The 16,496-nt window shown below is 59.4% G+C and carries 14 protein-coding genes, 2 tRNA genes and 1 pseudogene (1 of these 17 running past the window's edge); 16 read left to right on the forward strand and 1 reads right to left on the reverse strand.

Features of this window, described 5'->3' with window-relative positions:
• Positions 1-148: 148 nt before the first annotated feature.
• The 12 genes and pseudogenes from ACO6BQ_RS07825 (at position 149) to ACO6BQ_RS07880 (ending at position 11,071) form a co-directional block, all read left to right on the forward strand.
• Entirely contained in the window at positions 149-622 is a 474-nt protein-coding gene (locus tag ACO6BQ_RS07825; RefSeq protein WP_489120310.1) for a preprotein translocase subunit SecG, read from the forward strand.
• Between the two features lie 76 nt (positions 623-698).
• Positions 699-2,606: a BamA/OMP85 family outer membrane protein gene (locus ACO6BQ_RS07830; protein ID WP_489120311.1), complete on the forward strand. Its 1,908-nt coding sequence runs from the start codon at positions 699-701 to the stop codon at positions 2,604-2,606.
• Entirely contained in the window at positions 2,606-3,913 is a 1,308-nt protein-coding gene (locus ACO6BQ_RS07835) for an acylphosphatase (protein WP_489120312.1), read from the forward strand. The genes ACO6BQ_RS07830 and ACO6BQ_RS07835 overlap by 1 nt, the downstream gene beginning before the upstream one ends.
• A gap of 10 nt (positions 3,914-3,923) precedes the next feature.
• The gene (locus tag ACO6BQ_RS07840; protein WP_489120313.1) at positions 3,924-4,859 is read left to right on the forward strand and encodes a glycosyltransferase family 2 protein; all 936 of its coding nucleotides are present in this window, start codon (positions 3,924-3,926) and stop codon (positions 4,857-4,859) included.
• A 4-nt stretch (positions 4,860-4,863) separates the two neighbouring features.
• Positions 4,864-5,013: pseudogene (locus tag ACO6BQ_RS07845) on the forward strand (secretion protein HlyD).
• A 25-nt stretch (positions 5,014-5,038) separates the two neighbouring features.
• A complete protein-coding gene (locus ACO6BQ_RS07850) occupies positions 5,039-6,496 on the forward strand; it encodes an ArnT family glycosyltransferase (RefSeq protein WP_489120314.1) in 1,458 nt (485 codons plus the stop codon).
• A gap of 88 nt (positions 6,497-6,584) precedes the next feature.
• Positions 6,585-6,986 (forward strand): hypothetical protein, encoded by a 402-nt coding sequence (locus ACO6BQ_RS07855; protein ID WP_489120315.1) that lies wholly within the window; start codon positions 6,585-6,587, stop codon positions 6,984-6,986.
• 84 nt (positions 6,987-7,070) lie between these two features.
• On the forward strand, positions 7,071-7,535 hold the full coding sequence (locus ACO6BQ_RS07860; RefSeq protein WP_489120316.1) for an OmpH/Skp family outer membrane protein: 465 nt from the start codon (positions 7,071-7,073) through the stop codon (positions 7,533-7,535).
• A 75-nt stretch (positions 7,536-7,610) separates the two neighbouring features.
• Positions 7,611-8,666 carry a hypothetical protein gene (locus ACO6BQ_RS07865; RefSeq protein WP_489120317.1) on the forward strand — a complete coding sequence of 352 codons (1,056 nt, stop codon included), beginning with the start codon at positions 7,611-7,613 and terminating at the stop codon, positions 8,664-8,666.
• Between the two features lie 40 nt (positions 8,667-8,706).
• On the forward strand, positions 8,707-9,141 hold the full coding sequence (locus ACO6BQ_RS07870) for an OmpH/Skp family outer membrane protein (RefSeq protein WP_489120318.1): 435 nt from the start codon (positions 8,707-8,709) through the stop codon (positions 9,139-9,141).
• Between the two features lie 12 nt (positions 9,142-9,153).
• On the forward strand, positions 9,154-10,179 hold the full coding sequence (gene lpxD, locus ACO6BQ_RS07875) for a UDP-3-O-(3-hydroxymyristoyl)glucosamine N-acyltransferase (RefSeq protein WP_489120319.1): 1,026 nt from the start codon (positions 9,154-9,156) through the stop codon (positions 10,177-10,179).
• Between the two features lies 1 nt (position 10,180).
• Positions 10,181-11,071 carry a lysophospholipid acyltransferase family protein gene (locus tag ACO6BQ_RS07880; protein ID WP_489120320.1) on the forward strand — a complete coding sequence of 297 codons (891 nt, stop codon included), beginning with the start codon at positions 10,181-10,183 and terminating at the stop codon, positions 11,069-11,071.
• A 39-nt stretch (positions 11,072-11,110) separates the two neighbouring features.
• Here the strand turns inward: ACO6BQ_RS07880 and ACO6BQ_RS07885 are convergent, their stop codons facing one another.
• On the reverse strand, positions 11,111-13,633 hold the full coding sequence (locus ACO6BQ_RS07885) for a cell division FtsA domain-containing protein (RefSeq protein WP_489120321.1): 2,523 nt from the start codon (positions 13,631-13,633) through the stop codon (positions 11,111-11,113).
• A 522-nt stretch (positions 13,634-14,155) separates the two neighbouring features.
• Here ACO6BQ_RS07885 and dhaL point away from each other — a divergent pair.
• The 4 genes from dhaL to ACO6BQ_RS07905 form a co-directional block, all read left to right on the forward strand.
• The gene (gene dhaL / locus ACO6BQ_RS07890; protein WP_489120325.1) at positions 14,156-14,779 is read left to right on the forward strand and encodes a dihydroxyacetone kinase subunit DhaL; all 624 of its coding nucleotides are present in this window, start codon (positions 14,156-14,158) and stop codon (positions 14,777-14,779) included.
• 33 nt (positions 14,780-14,812) lie between these two features.
• On the forward strand, positions 14,813-16,288 hold the full coding sequence (gene gltX, locus ACO6BQ_RS07895) for a glutamate--tRNA ligase (RefSeq protein WP_489120322.1): 1,476 nt from the start codon (positions 14,813-14,815) through the stop codon (positions 16,286-16,288).
• A 71-nt stretch (positions 16,289-16,359) separates the two neighbouring features.
• A tRNA-Glu gene (locus ACO6BQ_RS07900) sits at positions 16,360-16,434 on the forward strand.
• A 7-nt stretch (positions 16,435-16,441) separates the two neighbouring features.
• Positions 16,442-16,496, forward strand: a tRNA-Glu gene (locus ACO6BQ_RS07905) (it continues 120 nt past the right edge of the window).

Raw genomic sequence — 16,496 nt, forward strand, 5'->3', positions numbered from 1 at the left:
TTTCCCGGTGAAACGGGCGATTCGGGGAAGAAAAAGGGGCAATGAGAGCAGTATTTGCACGCTCTTTTGTATTGCAATTTGTGAAATTTGTGTCTGCGGATTAGCTGGCTGTGATTATCCACTATTTATCAGTGATTCCCTAAAGCTCATGCTCGCACGTGCGGAACTTGCACGGCTCGCGGCAGACCGTCGCGCACGTTTCCGACGATGGGCAGCGCGGCTGCTGCCTCCGCTCGCTGCGGCAGCGGCAATCACATGGATCGTGTGGGACGCGCCTCCTACCGAGGAGTTTGCGGCATCCACGCCTGCGCAGACGTCGGAGATACATGCGGATATCCTCATACCGACATCCGCACCGATAGAGACTGCTCTGCCGATTCAAAGTGTGGAGCGACCTGCATCGCCTGTGCCTGTAGAAGAGACCGCCGTACAGCAGGAGACTGTGCGTCCAACCTCGGATGAGCATCAGGAGGGAGCGCGTACAGAGGCTGCACAGACGTACAGCACACCGACGCATGCGGAGACAGCTGCCCCGGAGCGCGCCGTCATTGCACAGCCGCGTGTGCCAAATGCCGATATGCAGCATCTCATGCAGGTCGGTGGCAAGATTTTGCGGGAATAGTTTACAAGTACCGCCGCTCTTTGCGGCGGGATTGCAATAGTGCACCGACATGTGCACATTCTAGGAGGTTTCGCCCTTGAACAGTAAGAAATATCAGAGACTCACACTCGCCGTTGCCCTTGGCGTTGGGACATCTGTGCTGGCTCTGCCGCATGGCTTTGCTGCAGCGGCTACTGCGGTCACGGGTGCGTCCGTGCGGAGCGGCACTATGTCATCCATGTCGGACACACCTGTTGCAGACGCGCCTGTGCTGACCACATCATCCACGCCTGTGGCCTCGGACGAACGTGCTGCCGCATGGACGGCAAAGCGTCCTGCGGAGGATGAGATCTCGAACTATCTCGCCGCACAGGTAGGCAAGACGATCGTGGAGATCAATTTCAGCGGCGCAACGGCGGCAACTGAGCCGACAGCACGCGCGGCATTGGCGATGCACGTTGGTGATCCGGTTTCGGCGGCGGGGCTTGTGAAGGACCGTGACGCCGTCTATGCGACGGGATATTTCTATGATCTCTACCCGACCTTCGAGAAGGTGCCTGAGGGGGTTGTGCTGACCTACCATGTGCTCGAGAATCCCGAACTCAAGGAGGTAAAGATCGAGGGGAATACCGTCGAGACAACGAAGGCCCTGATGGAACTCGTCACCGTGAAGAGTGGCGAGTTGCTGAATTCGCGTACCTTGCAGGAAAATGTGCAGGCGATTCAGGAGAAGTACCGTGCAGACGGCTATATCCTTGCGAAGATTACGGATCTGAACATCGCACAGGACGGTACGCTCACAATCAAGATCAGCGAGGGCGTTCTCGAGGATTACAAGGTCAAGGGCAATAAGAAAACGAAGGATTATGTGATCCTCCGCGAGATGCGCCAGAAGACGGGCGAGCCGTTCAATGCGAATCAGGCGCGGCGCAGTATGCAGCGCATCTACAACCTCGGGTTCTTTGAGGATGTCAATGTCAAGATGAACCCCGGTGTCGAGCCGAACGCGGTCGTCATGGAGATCGATGTCAAGGAGAAACGCACGGGGTCGTTCGGCATTGGTGCGGGCTACTCGAGTTCCGATGGCATGGTCGGCATGGTGAGTGTCAGCGACACGAACTTCCGCGGCATGGGCGACACCATCAGCCTCAGCTATGAAATGAGCGGAGATGATACGGATGCACGCGGCTATACGTTCATGTATCGTCGTCCGTGGCTCGACAAAAAGGAGACGGCAGGCACGCTCCGCGTCTACAATCGCACCTATGAATACGACGACTACGATGAAAACGGCAATCATAAGGAGTCGTTCATGCGGAAGTATTCGGGCGGTGAGTTTACCCTAAGTCGTCCCATGAGCGAGTATTCGACGAACTTCGTCACGCTCCGCAACCGCAAGGATAAATACGTCAAGCACACGGAGACGGGGACTGCCGGTAACCGCAGCGGCAATACGGCATGGCTCAGCAGCAATTTCGGCACGACACGCAGCATCACCCTTGAGCATGTGACGGATACGCGCGACAATGTCTATGAGCCGACGATGGGCGCGCGAGCCTCGGTCTCGACCGAGTTCGCGGGATTCGGCGGCGATTTCAACTATCAGAAAGTTGTTCTCGGTGACACGCATTATCTCAAGGCGGGGCGTGCGCAGGTATTCGTTCTGCGCGGGCAGTATGGCATCAGCCGCGGGGCGATCTCTGAGTACAGCCAGTTCCGTATGGGAGGGCAGGACACGATTCGCGGCTACCGTGAGGATCAGTTCCGTGGTACGCGAATGGCACTCGCCTCGATGGAGTATCGTTTCCCGATTGTATCGAAGGTGACCGGAGCACTCTTTGCCGACTACGGCGGCGCATGGAGCGACGGCTTCATGCCGGAGAAGCTGTATGGGAGTATCGGTGTCGGACTGGGGCTAAACACACCGATCGGTCCGCTGCGTCTTGACTACGGACGCGGTTCGCAGGGCGGACGCGTGCACTTCCGCGTCGGCGGCACGTTCTGATGCAGCCGCTTTGCCCTCTCTTGCGTGTGTGGGTGCTCGTTCTTCTCGTATTCGCAGGGGGGCTTCCTGCCTCCATATATGCCGCAGCATCCTCCCGCGTGGAGGAGACTGCGGCTATTGTCGTGGGCGATCAACCGATTCCCTCCATTGTGCGTGAACGCATGGAGCGTACGGTTGCGGCAATCGCGGCGGAGCGCATGGAGGGGCGTGTGGTGACGGCGGTCTCGGCGACGGAGGAGGAGGCTGTTATTGGCGCGGTCTTTGACCGTCTGCTCGTCGGGTACACGGTGACGGCGGTCTCAGTGCGTCCCGATGTGCGTACGGAGGTAGAGATCCGTCTTGCACCGTGGGCGGATACGATTCAAAGTGTTGCTGTCGAGACAGCGGTCGAGGGGATGCCGCCCGAAGTGGAGGAGCTGGTACGTGCGGATCTTGCGGGGGTGCAGACGGTGTTCTCGGATGCGCTCGTGGGGCTGCCGCTTGCGGCAACGGACTGGGCGGCGGGTGCACTCAAGCGCAGTCTGACCGCGTATATGGATGTCCATCTGCCGGAGTTCCGTGCAGACTATGACATTGACGTGGAACAGATGGCAAAGGTGCACCTCACGGTCTATCCGCGTCTGCCTGTTGTACGAACGGTCGATCTCTCGATGCGCTCGGATACGATTCCGAATGCCGCCTTGCTCACGCGGCGCAGCGTGATGGAGGGCGAAGTGAACCGTCTTGTCGGTGTGCCTGTCTCCTTTATTGCGCGTCACCGGGCTGCGTTTGAGCAGCGTCTGGCAGAGACCTTGGATGGGGGCAGTGATTTTCGCCGTCTCCATCTCGTCTCCCCCGTGACGATTGCGCCCGCGGAGCGAATGACGGTGATGAGCCGCACGGATACGAGCCGCTATCGCCTGCGTCTGACGGGTTGGCTCGATATCGGGCGTGCGATGGAGAATCGTGACGGTGTGCGGCGTGATCTGCACGTACGACTGCATGCGGGACAGATGCTGAGTGCGCGTGACGAGTTCTATGTGGAGACGGACGCCGTACCCGAGGATGTGAAGTTTGACTGGCGTGTAGGCTATGCGCGTGCGCTGCTGCCACAGTTGACAGGCGAGCTGCGTTACGGTTTGAGCAATGACCTCTTTTCGTTTGCGGCAGATTATGCGCTGCATCCGCGCTGGCATCTGCGCTATGAGCATTGGCCGGAGCAGGGCGCGTATGCGTGGGAGCTGCGGTACAAGGTGCACGACTTCATGAGCATTGCGGGACTGGTCGACCGCCATGACACATGGCTGCGGCTGATTGGAAATTTCTAGGGGTGAGATGGTGAAGCGGATTTCGATTGTGGTTCCGGTCTACAACGAGGAGGAGAATATCGCGCATTTTACGGAGAGCGTGGAAAAGGTCATGGACACGCTGCCCTATGCATACGAGATTCTCTTTATCGACGACGGCTCACGCGACCGCAGCCGTGAAATCCTACGTGAACTGGGTGCACGCGATGCGCGTGTGCAGTCGATCTTCCTCGCGCGCAATTCCGGACATCAGCTCGCGCTCACCTGCGGCATCGACCACGCGGACGGCGATGCGGTCATCACGATGGACGGCGATATGCAGCACCCTCCGGAGCTTCTGCCTGTGCTCCTTGCCAAATGGGAGGCGGGGCATGAGATTGTCCAGACAGTGCGGCTCACAACGGAGGGGGTGTCTCCCTTCAAACGGCTGACCTCGAAGTATTACTACCGTCTGCTCAACGCGCTGTCGGACGTGGAGATCGTCGAGGGCGGGTCGGACTTCCGCCTGATGGATCGCAAGGCGGTGCTTGCCCTGCGCCGCTATCGTGAACACGCGCGCTTCATCCGTGGGATTGTCGGATCGATGGGCTTTCGCAAGACATCGGTGGAGTTCGTCGCACACGAGCGGTTCGCAGGGCAGTCGAAGTTCTCCCTGCACAAGATGATCTCGTTCGCGCTCGATGGTATTCTCTCCTACTCGGTGCAGCCGCTGCGTGTGGCATTCTATGTGGGCGTGTTCTCGGCACTGCTCGCCGTGCTGCTCTTTCTCCACGTCCTCTTTGAGACGCTGAGCGGGGCGACGGTGCCGGGCTGGTCGACGATTGTCGTGTGCAGTCTCTTCTTCGGTGGGATGCAGATGATGATGCTTGGCATCTGCGGCGAATACATCGCTCGCATTCTGCAGGAGGTAAAAAATCGTCCGCTCTATCTGATTGCATGTGACAATCGGCATTTAAGGAATCGCTGATAAAATGAAGTCCGTCAGATTGGTGCAGATTTTTTCGTTCGGACAAGGAGGCAAACCGGACGCATAGCAGTGCTATGTGGAGGATTTGCCGACACAGTACGGGCAAAAAAGATGTGCTAAGATGACGGTGCTGAATTTATCAGTGCTTCCTTAAGCGGACAGCAGGGGGAGGAATGTGAGTGAATGAACGTCTGACAAGCGGCGTGGCGATTTTCTGCCTCGTTCTGCTGTATTTCTGGGGCAACGGAACGCTCCCTGTCACCGCGCCCGTCGAAGTCAACTATGCCCAGACGGCAAAGGAGATGCTCGCGGCGGGGGACTGGCTCTCGCCGCAGATCTACGGGAACTACTGGTACGATAAGCCGATCTTCTTTTACTGGGAGCTTGTCGCAGCGTTCTCCATGTTCGGCGTGACGGATTTCGCCGCACGGTTTTTCCCCGCACTCTTTGCGTCAGCAGGGCTCGCTCTGACCTATGTCTTTGCGCGGCGGATCTACGATGAGCGAACGGCATTCTGGTCGACGATCATCCTCGGGACAGGCGTGCTCTACGCCGTGCTCGCAAAGCTCATTCTCACGGATATGAGTCTCTTCCTCTTTTTCGGCGGGACGCTTGCCGCATTTTTCATCGGCTATCGTGCGCAGCGGCGGGGGTATTTCTACATCGCCTATGCCTGTGCGGGGCTTGCCGTGCTGACGAAGGGGCCGATTGGACTGCTCCTGCCGGGGCTTATCATCCTGGTGTTTCTCGCACTGGAACGCGACCTCTCCGCGCTCCGCCGCATCTGTATTCCGACGGGGCTTCTGGTCTTTGCGGCGGTCTGTGCGCCGTGGTACATCTATATGTATCTCGCACACGGGGCGGATTTCGTGAACACCTTCCTCGGTATCCACAACGTCCTGCGTGCGACGGTCTCCGAGCACGCGCAGTGGAATGTCTGGTATTTCTACCTTGGCATCTACTTCATCGGGACGTTCCCGTGGAGCTTTGCCCTGCCGCTTGCTCTCTATCGTGCGTGGCGGATCCGTCCCGTCATCGACGTGCGGACGCTTTTCCTGCTGGTCTGGGCGATTGTGGTGCCGCTCTTTTTCCAGTGCATGGCGACCAAGTATCCAACGTACAGCTTCCCCGCATTCCTGCCAACGGCGATCCTCACGGCACGCCTGCTCGTGCGCAATCCGCGCGTGCTGAAAGCGGGGGCGATCGTCGGGATGGGGCTCTATCTCGCCGTGGTCTCCGTGGTGACGAACTACACGGAGCGCGACGGGCATTTCAGCGGCAAGGGGGCGGCGGATATTCTCTCTCAGACGATGAAAAAAGATGATCTGCTCCTCTGCTATGGGGACTATACGGCGACCGTCCCCTACTATACGGGACACACGATGTATGCGCTCGCGACGCGCGAGGAGATTGCGGCACGTGCGCCGAAGGAGATGAGCTGGAACAGCAAGAACGTTATGCCGTTCCTGCCGATGGATGAGCTGCCGTCCGATCGGACGGTGTATCTCGTCGTAGAGCGTCATGCGTTCGATGCGTTCGAGGAAAATCTTGCGGCGCAGGGGTGGGAAGAGCTCGGAGCACTGCCGCGCGAGGGACGGACAAAGCTGCGTCTCTATCGGCGGACAGCGCAGCCGTGAGGAGTTCGTTTTTCTTCTTGAATGAACGTCTGGAATAGTGTATGATAAAAAGGCATTTTGGAGAGTTTTATAGAAAAGAGGGAGTGCTATGATGAAAGTCAGCAAACTTGGTCTTGTGGCGGCAGCGTTTGTTGCCTCGTCCATGCTCATTGTGGGCTGCGGTGGAAAGACAGCGGATCGTGCACCGTCGATGGGTTCGTGGCAGGGGGGCGCTGATGCGCAGGATGTCATCACGAAGGAGAATTTTGACGGTCTCCGGCCGGGGCTGCGTCTCGGTGAGATGGAGGCGATGTACGGCAAGGCAACGCTTGTCCATCAGAGCATTGTGGACGGTGTCTACAGCTCCACCTACCGCTTTCAGGACGGTCCCAAGACCGTGGATGCGACCTTTACGCATGAGAACTGGCTGAACAACCCGATCAGCTGTCCCAAACTTGCGAGCATGGAGTTCGGGGAAATGCCGATGGTTGGCCACCGTGTTGTAAAATAATATTGAACTGTACGCCGCTCTTTGCTATAATGGGCGCGTTCGGTCAGTGTACCGATGGATCTGATAGAAAAGGAGATTATATTCATGATCAAATTGCAGCAGAAGCAGGTTAAGATTATCAGCATACTCATCGCCGTCGTCTTCGTCGGCTCGGTGGTTGCACTCGCGCTCACACAGAGCGGATCGGGCATCGCCTCGGCGGCAACGTCCTCCGTCGGCGTGGTGGATTATCGTCAGGTCGGCAGCCAGCATCCGCAGCTCGCAGCGGCAAACGCTGAGATGCAGAAGGCTTCGCAGGAGGCACAGGCGGATTTTGAAGCGAAGTCGGCGAACATGAACGACCAGGAGAAGTCGGACTACTACCAGCAGACGATGCAGCGTCTCCAGCAGAAAAATCAGGAACTGATGGATCCCATCGAGAAGAGCATCCAGGATGCCGTCAAGAGCGTTGCTGAAAAGAAGGGGCTCTCCGTTGTCATCGAGAAGGGCGCAGTGGTCTACGGCGGACAGGACATCACGCAGGATGTCGTCAAGCAGTTGGGCAAGTAATTTCGTAGAAAATGCGCATATGTACCGGGCAGAGCTCTGCTCGGTACATTTTTATAAGCAGGAGGAGGAGCGACTGTGCGAAAACGATGGCAGACAAGACGCAGGGAGATCCTTGCGGGTGTCGTGTGCCTTCTCTCACTTCTTGCAGTGCTCCTCCTTCGCCCCGCGTCCGAGTCTCCGACGACGGAGCGCGAGATCGGCACGATGCGTCTCGCGGAGGTGCTTGCGGCACACCCCTCCTATGCACATCTGCGCAAACTGCGCACAGAGGAACAGACACTCACACTGCTCCTGCGCGATCTCCCCAAGCTGCCTGAAATTGAGCCGCCAAAGACGGATGATGCGCCATTCGAGGACTCTGTCTGGCAGAAGAATGCACAGACGGTGATCTCGGCACGCGTTGCGCTTGAGCGCGAACAGAAGCGATTGACGGAGCTCTATCGCAAGCAGACGGAGGCGGACTACGAGGCGCGTAAGAAGGCGATTGACGACGACTATCTGAACGCCATTCTGAACATCAACCTCAAGATTGACAATCAGCGGGCAATGCACGGTCCCCATATATCCGAGGAGGAGCTCGCCCGTGAGCGTGCCGTCTGGGAGGGTGAGCGTGCGATGTTGAAGCGGGAGCGCGGAGAGCGTCAGATGGCACTCTATCGCCAGTGGCAGGAGGAGATCCGCGCCCGCGTCGCTGCGCGCATCGAGCCGCAGCAGACGGCATGGACAAAACAGGCGCAGGAGGCTGTGGCGGCGCAGAAGGCGGAGGCGGAACGTCTCAAACAAGAGGTGGAGGAGCGGAGCACAAAGGAGATGGCGCGTGCACTTGCGGTGCAGGAGGATCACTCTGCGCAGATGCAGCGTGCTGCTCGTCTTGCCGCTGTGCGTGCAGAGGCGGATACTCTCGCGGCGGAGATCATGCGCGATGTGCGCAGTCGCGCGGCGAAACTCGCGCTTCAGCACCACTTTACCCTCGTGCTTGCCTCGCCCGAGGCGGATCGCATGACGCTGCTGCCCGCTGCCGCATCGTTCACCGCGGTGCGCTATGCACCGATTATCAGCAATGCGGCGTACGATGTGACCGACGAGATGGTGCGCGAGATGCAGAGCATCGAGGCTGCCAGGCAGAAATGAAGCAAATTCTTTCGACACTCATGAAAGGACTATTTTACAGATGAATGTTACGAGCAAGGCAGCTGCGGCTGTCCTTCTTACCGCGAGTCTTTTCGCGGCGGGCTGTGGTCAAGTGCATATCGGTACGGTCGACACTACGCGTGTGCAGACCGAGGCACCGCAGATCAAAGCAGTGATTGATGAGGCGAACGGAAAACTCATGGAGGCGCAGCAGGAGGCGCAGGCGAAGTTCGAGACGTCACCGAACATGACGACCGAGGAGGCGCAGCAGCTCCAGATGGAGACGCAGCGCAAGATGGCGGGGCTCAATCAGATGTATACGATTCAGCTCCAACAGAAGCTGGATGTCGCTGTGCAGGATATTGTCAAAGAGAAAAAATTGGATATCGTGCTCGACAGCGGCACCAAGACACAGCCAAGTGTCCTCACGGGCGGTGTGGACATTACCGACGAAGTGATCGGAAAACTCCAATAAGAGGGCATGCGCATGGAAAAGACAGTCAATGAGATCGCCGCACTCGTCGGCGGTACGGTCAGCGGCGACGGTGCACGCGTGATTCGCGGGCTTGCTGCACTGGATGAGGCGGGCGCGGACGATCTCACCTTTGCTGTACCGCCGCACATCGAGGCGGCACGCACGGGGGCAAAGGCGGGGGCACTCCTCCTGCCGACGGGGACGGAGGGCTTTGACCGCACTGTGATCTTTGTTGATGAGCCGAAGGCCGCATTTGCAAAGCTGCTGACGATCTTTGTCCCGCCCATTGAGCACGCCGTTGGTGTCAGCGATGAGGCGTACATCGGGCGCGGTGTGCAGATCGGCGCGGGCGTGACCATCCTGCCCTTTGCCTATGTGGACGACTACGCAGTGCTCGGTGCGGGCGTGACCATCTATCCCCATGCCTATGTTGGGCAGTACAGCGTGATCGGCGAGCACACGGTCATCTACCCGAGTGCGACCGTGCGCGAACACTGCCGCATCGGTGCGCGCTGCACGATCCACAGCTCTGCCGTGATCGGTGCGGACGGCTTCGGCTTTACGACTGAGGCGGGGGTGCATACGAAGGTCCCGCAGGTGGGCGGCGTCATCATCGAGGATGATGTGGAGATCGGCGCACACGTCGGCATTGACCGCGCGACGCTCGGCGCGACCGTGATCGGCAAGGGGACGAAGATCGACAATCTCGTGCACGTCGGGCACAACTGCAGCATCGGCGCGAACTGCCTCATCGTCGCGCAGACGGGGATCTCCGGCTCGACGAAGGTCGGGCACAACGTCACGTTCGGCGGGCAGGTCGGTACGGTCGGACACATCACGATCGGGGCAAACTCGGTGTACGCCGCACGCTCCGGCATCATCGCGGATATGCCGGAGGGGGTCTTCTGTGCGGGCTTCCCCGTGCAGCCGCATACGGAATGGCTGCGTGTACAGGCGGCGATCCGCCGTCTGCCCGAGATGGTGAAAAAAATAAAATCGCTCGAAAAGGAGCTCGCGGATCTGCGCGGGAAGGACTGAGATGTTCTCCTACTATGCGATGAAAGCCTTGAGCTTCCTCATCTGCCTCCTGCCGCACCGTGCAGCGATGGCACTCGGCGAAGGGCTGGCGCGGCTTGCGTGGAGCTTCATCCCCGCGCGGCGCAAGACTCTCGCACGGGAGCAGGTCGTGCGCTGTCTTGGCGTTTCGGAGACAGAGGCAGAGCGCATCGTACGCGCGAGCAGTCTGCGCTTCGGCCCGATGCTGATGGAGGTACTGCGCTATCCCGTCATGAAGGAGCACATCGCGGACTACGTCACGCTCACGGGAGCTGTGGAGGAACTGCGTGCGGTTGTCGCCGAGGGGAACGGGGCGGTCTTTGCGACCTCGCACAGCGGCAACTGGGAGATTATGGGCGCGGCGTTCGCTTCGGCGGGATTTCCCGTCGTCGGTGTGGCGAAACGGCAGAGTTCGGTGGGCATGGATCGCTTCATCAACGAGTACCGCGCACTCGTCGGCGTGTATGTCACCTATCGCACGGGCGTGCGGGAGATGTTCCGCATGATCGGCGAGGGCTGGATCATCGGCCTCATCAGCGACCAAGATCCGAGTCTGCGCGACGGCGTCATCATCGACTTCTTCGGACAGCCGACGAACGCATTTACGGGGGCGGCGGCGATTGCACGCCGCTGCGAGGTGCCGATCTTTCCCGTGTTCATCCATCGTGAGCCGAACGGACATCATGTCATCACCGTCGAGCGGGGCATCATGGTCGAAAAAACCGACGACCGTGCGGCGGATGTCAAACGTGTGACACAGCTCGTCAGCGACCGCCTTGAAGCGTGGATTCGCCGCTATCCCGAGGAGTGGTTCTGGCTGCATGATCGCTGGAAATCTCTGCGGGAGGAAGCAAACGAAAAGGGTGTACTATGAGGCATTTGCTTCATGGTACACCCTTTTTGTTTGCTGCGTTCAGTCGTAGCGCATGAGAGAATCGATGGTAATGGTGGGAGCGGAGGGAGCAGGATTCTGCGGCACAGGATTTGTAGATGCAGGAGGAGCAGGTTTTTCCGATGCGGCAATGTTCGTCGGTGCTACCACGGAGCTGTCTTCCTGCCCCAGTGTGCTGCGCGCGGCGATGCCGGAGAGGATCGCACTCGCGGCGGGGGCATTCCCGTCGGAGGCGGGAGCACCGCTTAGTGACTCGAGCGGGGTGAACCCTACTTCGAGTGTATCACCTGTACGGATGGGACTGGTGAAGTCCGCCTTAACGCCATTGACAAGGAGCGTGAAGGTGACGCGGCTCGTCGCGGGCGGCGGCGTAAAGCCAACGGCGAGGAGTGCCTCACTGACGTTTGCCGTACCCGTACCCTTTTGATAGGCGATGACGGCGCCGTCCTCAACCACCGTGCCGGGCGATGCTTCACGTCCGTTGATGGTGAGGGAGAATCCGGAGGCAGGTACTTGATGCTCCCTGCCCTCGTAGGTGATGGTCGCGTAGGAGGATGCAGCGGAGAGGTCAAGGACGGACTCGACCGTCGGAATGGCGGTCTCCTCGTACTCGATAACATCGCCCTCGTGCAGCATGGTGGAGAGCGGTGCAGGGGCATCGTTCAGCGTGATCTTCGGCAGGGTGGAGAAACGGCGTGCCTCGCCGTTCAGCGTATAGGAAATGCGCCGTCCCGTGGGCGGCAGATGTGCTGCGCGCAGCACTTCGCCGAGGGTGCGCTCGCGGCGTGAGATGATGGAGTCGCCGTCACGCAGGACCGGATCGCCGTCGGGGGCGCTGTCGTTCACGAGAATGCTTGCGGTGACAGGTGTTTCCTCTCCATTGAGAATAACGGTGTAGCTGTCGATTGTGCCGATGATCTCACTTAGATGGATCTCGGGTTGTGTGCCGTTCTCACCCGCAACGAGCTTGATGCGGCAGTCGTCATGGATGGGGGAGTCGAGGCTTGCGCTCTTGCCGTCGATTGTGATCTGTGCGAGCGTGCCCATCGTGCCGGGGAAGCTGCGCCGCTCGCCATTCACGGTAATCATGAGTCCCATGCCGGGGCGGCCGTTGTATTTGCGCAGGCTGATGCCGGCGGCGAGCAGGGCATCGGAGACGTTGAGCTCGCGGAAGTTGAAGAGGCTGTACTCGATGTCGTTGATCCAGACGGCGAGGAAGTGCAGCGTGTTGATGGAGGCGATCTTGAGGATGCCGAGCGGTGTGACCGCATCGGGCGCGTGGAGCTCGGCGGGCAGATCTGCAACACCGTCCACCTCGTCCGGCTGACGCACGGCAACGCGCGCCTCGGGGATGCCGAGTGCCGCAGCCACGAGCTCCGGCATCATGGGCGTGCGCGCACCGCCGCCGACAAGCATGACCGCCTGCGGCGGCTCGCCGTTGAGCTCCAAGATCTGCTTTGCGATCGCGTTTGCAAGGTTCTCGACGCCCGGTTTGATGGCGGTGAGAACCTGCTCGGCAGTGAGCGAGAGCTTCATGCCGAGGATGTCCGTGAACGAGACATCCTGTCCGTCCGCCGCCTTGCGTTTGATGTCCTCGGCAATGTTGAAGTCGAGCAGGTACTCGCGCGAGATCGCTTCGGTAATCTCATCGCCCGCCATTGGCACCATGCCGTAGGCGATGACGGAGCCGCCGCGCGTGATGGCAACGTCGGAGGTACCCGCACCGATGTCGACGAGAACGAGGTTCAGATGGCGCATCGTCGGTGGGATGAGGACGTTGATGCCCGCGATCGGCTCGAGGGTCAGCGCGCGCATCTCAAGATGCGTCTCGCGCAGCGCGGACTGCATGGAGTCGACGACCTGACGCGGGAGGAAGGTCGCAATGACGGTTGCCTTCGCGTGTCTGCCGCGTTGTCCGACGAGCGTCTTGAGCTCGTTGCCGTCGAGCTCGTAGCGGATCGTGCTGTAGCCGACGCAGTAGTAGCGCGTCGGATCGTCGACCGTGTGCGAGTGTGCAAGCTTGCGCTGAGCCGCCTGCACACCGGCAAAGTCGAGGTCGCGCTGCTGCGCGGGCGTAATCGTGCCCGTGAGGTCCTGCTCTGCGTCGGCGGTCATCGTGTAGAGTGCGCGTCCCGCAGCCGCGACAGCGGCACTGCTGAGCATTCCTGTGCGCTCCGTGAGCCGGCGTTTGACCTCGCGGATGATGGCGGCGACCTGCGGCACGTCGTGAATCTGTCCGTCGAGCATGGCGCGCGTCTTGTGCTCCATGCGCTCTGTGGCGAGGATGTGGAGCAGCCCGTCGCGCTGTTCGGCAACGATGCCGATGACGCTGCGCGTGCCGATGTCGAGTGCAAAGACCAGCTCTGTCGGGCGTTCGCGGCGCACGGGTGCATGACTTGCTGCGCCCTCGCCCTTCTTCGGACGGCCGCGTTTTTTGGCGGCAGTCTCCTCCGCCTCTTCCTGTATGCGCTTTTTGGGACGGCCACGTTTTTTTGCCGGCGCGTCCTCGGGTCTCTCTTCGTTCGTTTTATCCAGATCCGACATGTCGATCTCCCCTGATCCTGTGTAACCTTGTATAACATTATATTTATTCGTGTCTTTTTGAAAAAATCCTGCCACTGCGCGCATACAAAAAGGTCAGAACAGAGCCGCCGCAGGGGCAGTTCCACTCTGACCACAAGAGAGGGGTCTGAAATGCCGTATGACTTATATGTCTATACCTGCGTAAAGCAGGTGGGTACCCTAAGTCCGGCTGCCGCGTTCACCGAAGCGCATCGCGTTCACCGGAATCAATTCGGATTCCCTGAAAGATCTGTAGGTTAGACATTGCTAAGGCATACGCGCACCTAAGGCGCACCTTCTTGTGCATTATGATATCATAAAAAAAATCGACCTGCAAGACTTGACAAATCCGGGAACAACAATTTGCTGCAACAACTTGAAATCTGTCTTTTCGGAAAACTTTGCAGAAATATTGGCATCCCCTTTTCCTGTGGAAAATCCCGTGCTATAATGTATGAGAGGATATGGCCTCATGTAACTACTGGGAAAGTTGGTGCGATGGAGATGGCAAACGTAAGGGATGCGGTGAATGCGGTCATCGCTGCGATTATGGCGCAGAAAGATTATCTCACGGCAGTGGATGCAAAGACCGGAGACGGGGATCATGGTCTGAATATGGCGCGCGGTTTTACGGCGGCGGAGGAGCGTCTGGCGGAGCTGCCGCCCGATGCGCCGGTCAGCGACGTGCTCCATCACATCGGACGTGCGTTCATCGAGAACGTCGGCGGCGCGGCGGGGCCTCTCTACGGCATCGCCTTCGTCCGTGCGGGCGAAGCGGTGAACGAGAAGACGCGGCTCGACGTACATAGCTTCGAGAAGCTCTTTACAGCGGGGATCGATGCGATCCAGCGGCGTGGACGCGCCGAGCGCGGGGACAAGACCATGCTCGATACGCTCATTCCGATCCGCGATGCGTTCCGTGCAGAGAATGCGGATGGCAAGAGTCTGCGCGAGTGCCTTGAGGACGCGCTGAATGCAGGACGTGCGGGAGCAGAGTACACGAAGACGATTGCGGCGCGCCGTGGGCGTGCGGCACTCATCGGCCCGCGCAGCATCGGCATCGAGGATCCGGGTGCGATGAGCTCGCTCATCATGTTCCGCGCGCTGTGCAGCTATCTGCGCGGTTGAGATTACAGCATTGTTATTTGGAGGAAATATACGTTGACACATACGGAGATTCGCACCCGTTTTGCACCGAGCCCGACGGGCTATATGCATATCGGCAACCTGCGCACGGCACTCTATGCCTATCTGTTCGCGCGTGCGAATGACGGTACATTTATCCTGCGCATTGAGGATACTGACCGAAACCGCTACGTTGCGGATGCGGTGGACTTTATCCGCCGCACGCTCGACGCGGCGAAGATTGTGCCCGACGAGGGACCCGACGAAATCGGCGGCGACTATGGCCCCTATGTTCAGAGCGAGCGCATGGCGATCTACAACGAGTACGCCGAGCAGCTCGTGGCGAGCGGTCACGCCTATCGCTGTTTCTGCCACCATACGGAGGAGGCGAAGCCGGTCGAGGGGGAAAAGACCTTCGGCGGCTATCCGCGCACCTGCCGCGACATCCCTGCGGCAGAGGTGGAGGAGCATCTCGCACGCGGTGAGGAATACGTCATCCGTCAGAAGATGCCGCTCGTCGGTGAGACGACGTTCTACGATGTGCTCCACGGCAATGTCACGATTCCGAACACGGAGCTCGAGGATCAGGTACTCCTCAAACGTGATGGCATGCCGACGTATAACTTTGCAAACGTCATTGACGACCACCTCATGAAGGTGTCGCATATCATCCGCGGCACGGAGTTCATCACCTCGACGCCAAAGCACGTCCTCCTCTATGAGGCGTACGGGTGGGAGCCCCCTGTGTTCGTACACCTTGCCCCCGTCATGGGGCGGGACGATGCGACGGGCAAGACAAGCAAGCTCTCGAAGCGGCACGGTGCGACGAGCTTTGACGATCTCGTAAAGATGGGGTACCCCGCCGAGGCGATCGTGAACTATGTCGCGCTCCTTGGATGGAACCCAAAGACGACGAATCAGGAAGTCTTTTCGATGGACGAGCTGATCGAGGCATTCTCGCTCGAGGGACTGTCGAAGTCGCCGGCCGTCTTTGATTATGACAAGCTCGGCTGGATGAGCGGGGAGTACTTCAAGGCAATGACGGATGCGGAGTTCGCCGCAGCTGCACGCCCCTATGCAGGGAAACTGCCCGCACATCTGGAGGCACAGTGGGGGACGATTGCGCGTCTCCTGCGCACGCGCGTAACGAAGCTCTCCGATGTGCGCCCTGCGATTGCATTCCTCATCGAGACACCGCCGTTCGATGCAGCTCTCTATGAGAACAAGCGCAACAAAGTTACGGCGGAGGCAGCGCGGGAACTGCTCCCTGCACTGATTGAAATCCTCTCCGCTCTTCCGGCGGAGCGTTGGGAGAATGATCTCCTCTATGCCCTGCTTGAGGAGTGCATCGAGCGCGAGGGCTGGAAGAAGGGCACGGTCATGTGGGTGCTGCGCATTGCGGCGGCAGGACAGGCCGTCACGCCGGGGGGAGCGACGGAACTCCTTGCCATCCTCGGCAGAAAGGCGGGGCTTGCACGCATGGAGGCTGCGCTCGCACAGCTTTCCGCATAAATCTGTGTCCTGCGAAAAAAATGCTTGCTTTTTTTCTGTTTCCATGCTATAGTATTTCCTGTTGACATAGTGGCGCCTTCGTCAAGTGGTTAAGACACCGCCCTCTCACGGCGGGTTCATGGGTTCGAATCCCATAGGCGTCACCAATTCATCGGCGCCTTCGTCAAGTGGTTAAGACACCGCCCTCTCACGGCGGGTTCATGGGTTC

The organism is Centipeda sp. (in: firmicutes) (genome assembly GCF_057271695.1).

Excerpts from the sequence above, each read along its gene's own strand:
- ACO6BQ_RS07825 (WP_489120310.1), top strand. The coding sequence starts at position 149 with ATGCTCGCACGTGCGGAACTTGCACGGCTCGCGGCAGACCGTCGCGCA.
- dhaL (WP_489120325.1), top strand. The coding sequence starts at position 14,156 with ATGGCAAACGTAAGGGATGCGGTGAATGCGGTCATCGCTGCGATTATG.
- ACO6BQ_RS07835 (WP_489120312.1), top strand. The coding sequence starts at position 2,606 with ATGCAGCCGCTTTGCCCTCTCTTGCGTGTGTGGGTGCTCGTTCTTCTC.
- lpxD (WP_489120319.1), top strand. The coding sequence starts at position 9,154 with ATGGAAAAGACAGTCAATGAGATCGCCGCACTCGTCGGCGGTACGGTC.
- ACO6BQ_RS07870 (WP_489120318.1), top strand. The coding sequence starts at position 8,707 with ATGAATGTTACGAGCAAGGCAGCTGCGGCTGTCCTTCTTACCGCGAGT.
- ACO6BQ_RS07860 (WP_489120316.1), top strand. The coding sequence starts at position 7,071 with ATGATCAAATTGCAGCAGAAGCAGGTTAAGATTATCAGCATACTCATC.
- ACO6BQ_RS07880 (WP_489120320.1), top strand. The coding sequence starts at position 10,181 with ATGTTCTCCTACTATGCGATGAAAGCCTTGAGCTTCCTCATCTGCCTC.
- ACO6BQ_RS07855 (WP_489120315.1), top strand. The coding sequence starts at position 6,585 with ATGATGAAAGTCAGCAAACTTGGTCTTGTGGCGGCAGCGTTTGTTGCC.
- ACO6BQ_RS07885 (WP_489120321.1), bottom strand. The coding sequence starts at position 13,633 with ATGTCGGATCTGGATAAAACGAACGAAGAGAGACCCGAGGACGCGCCG.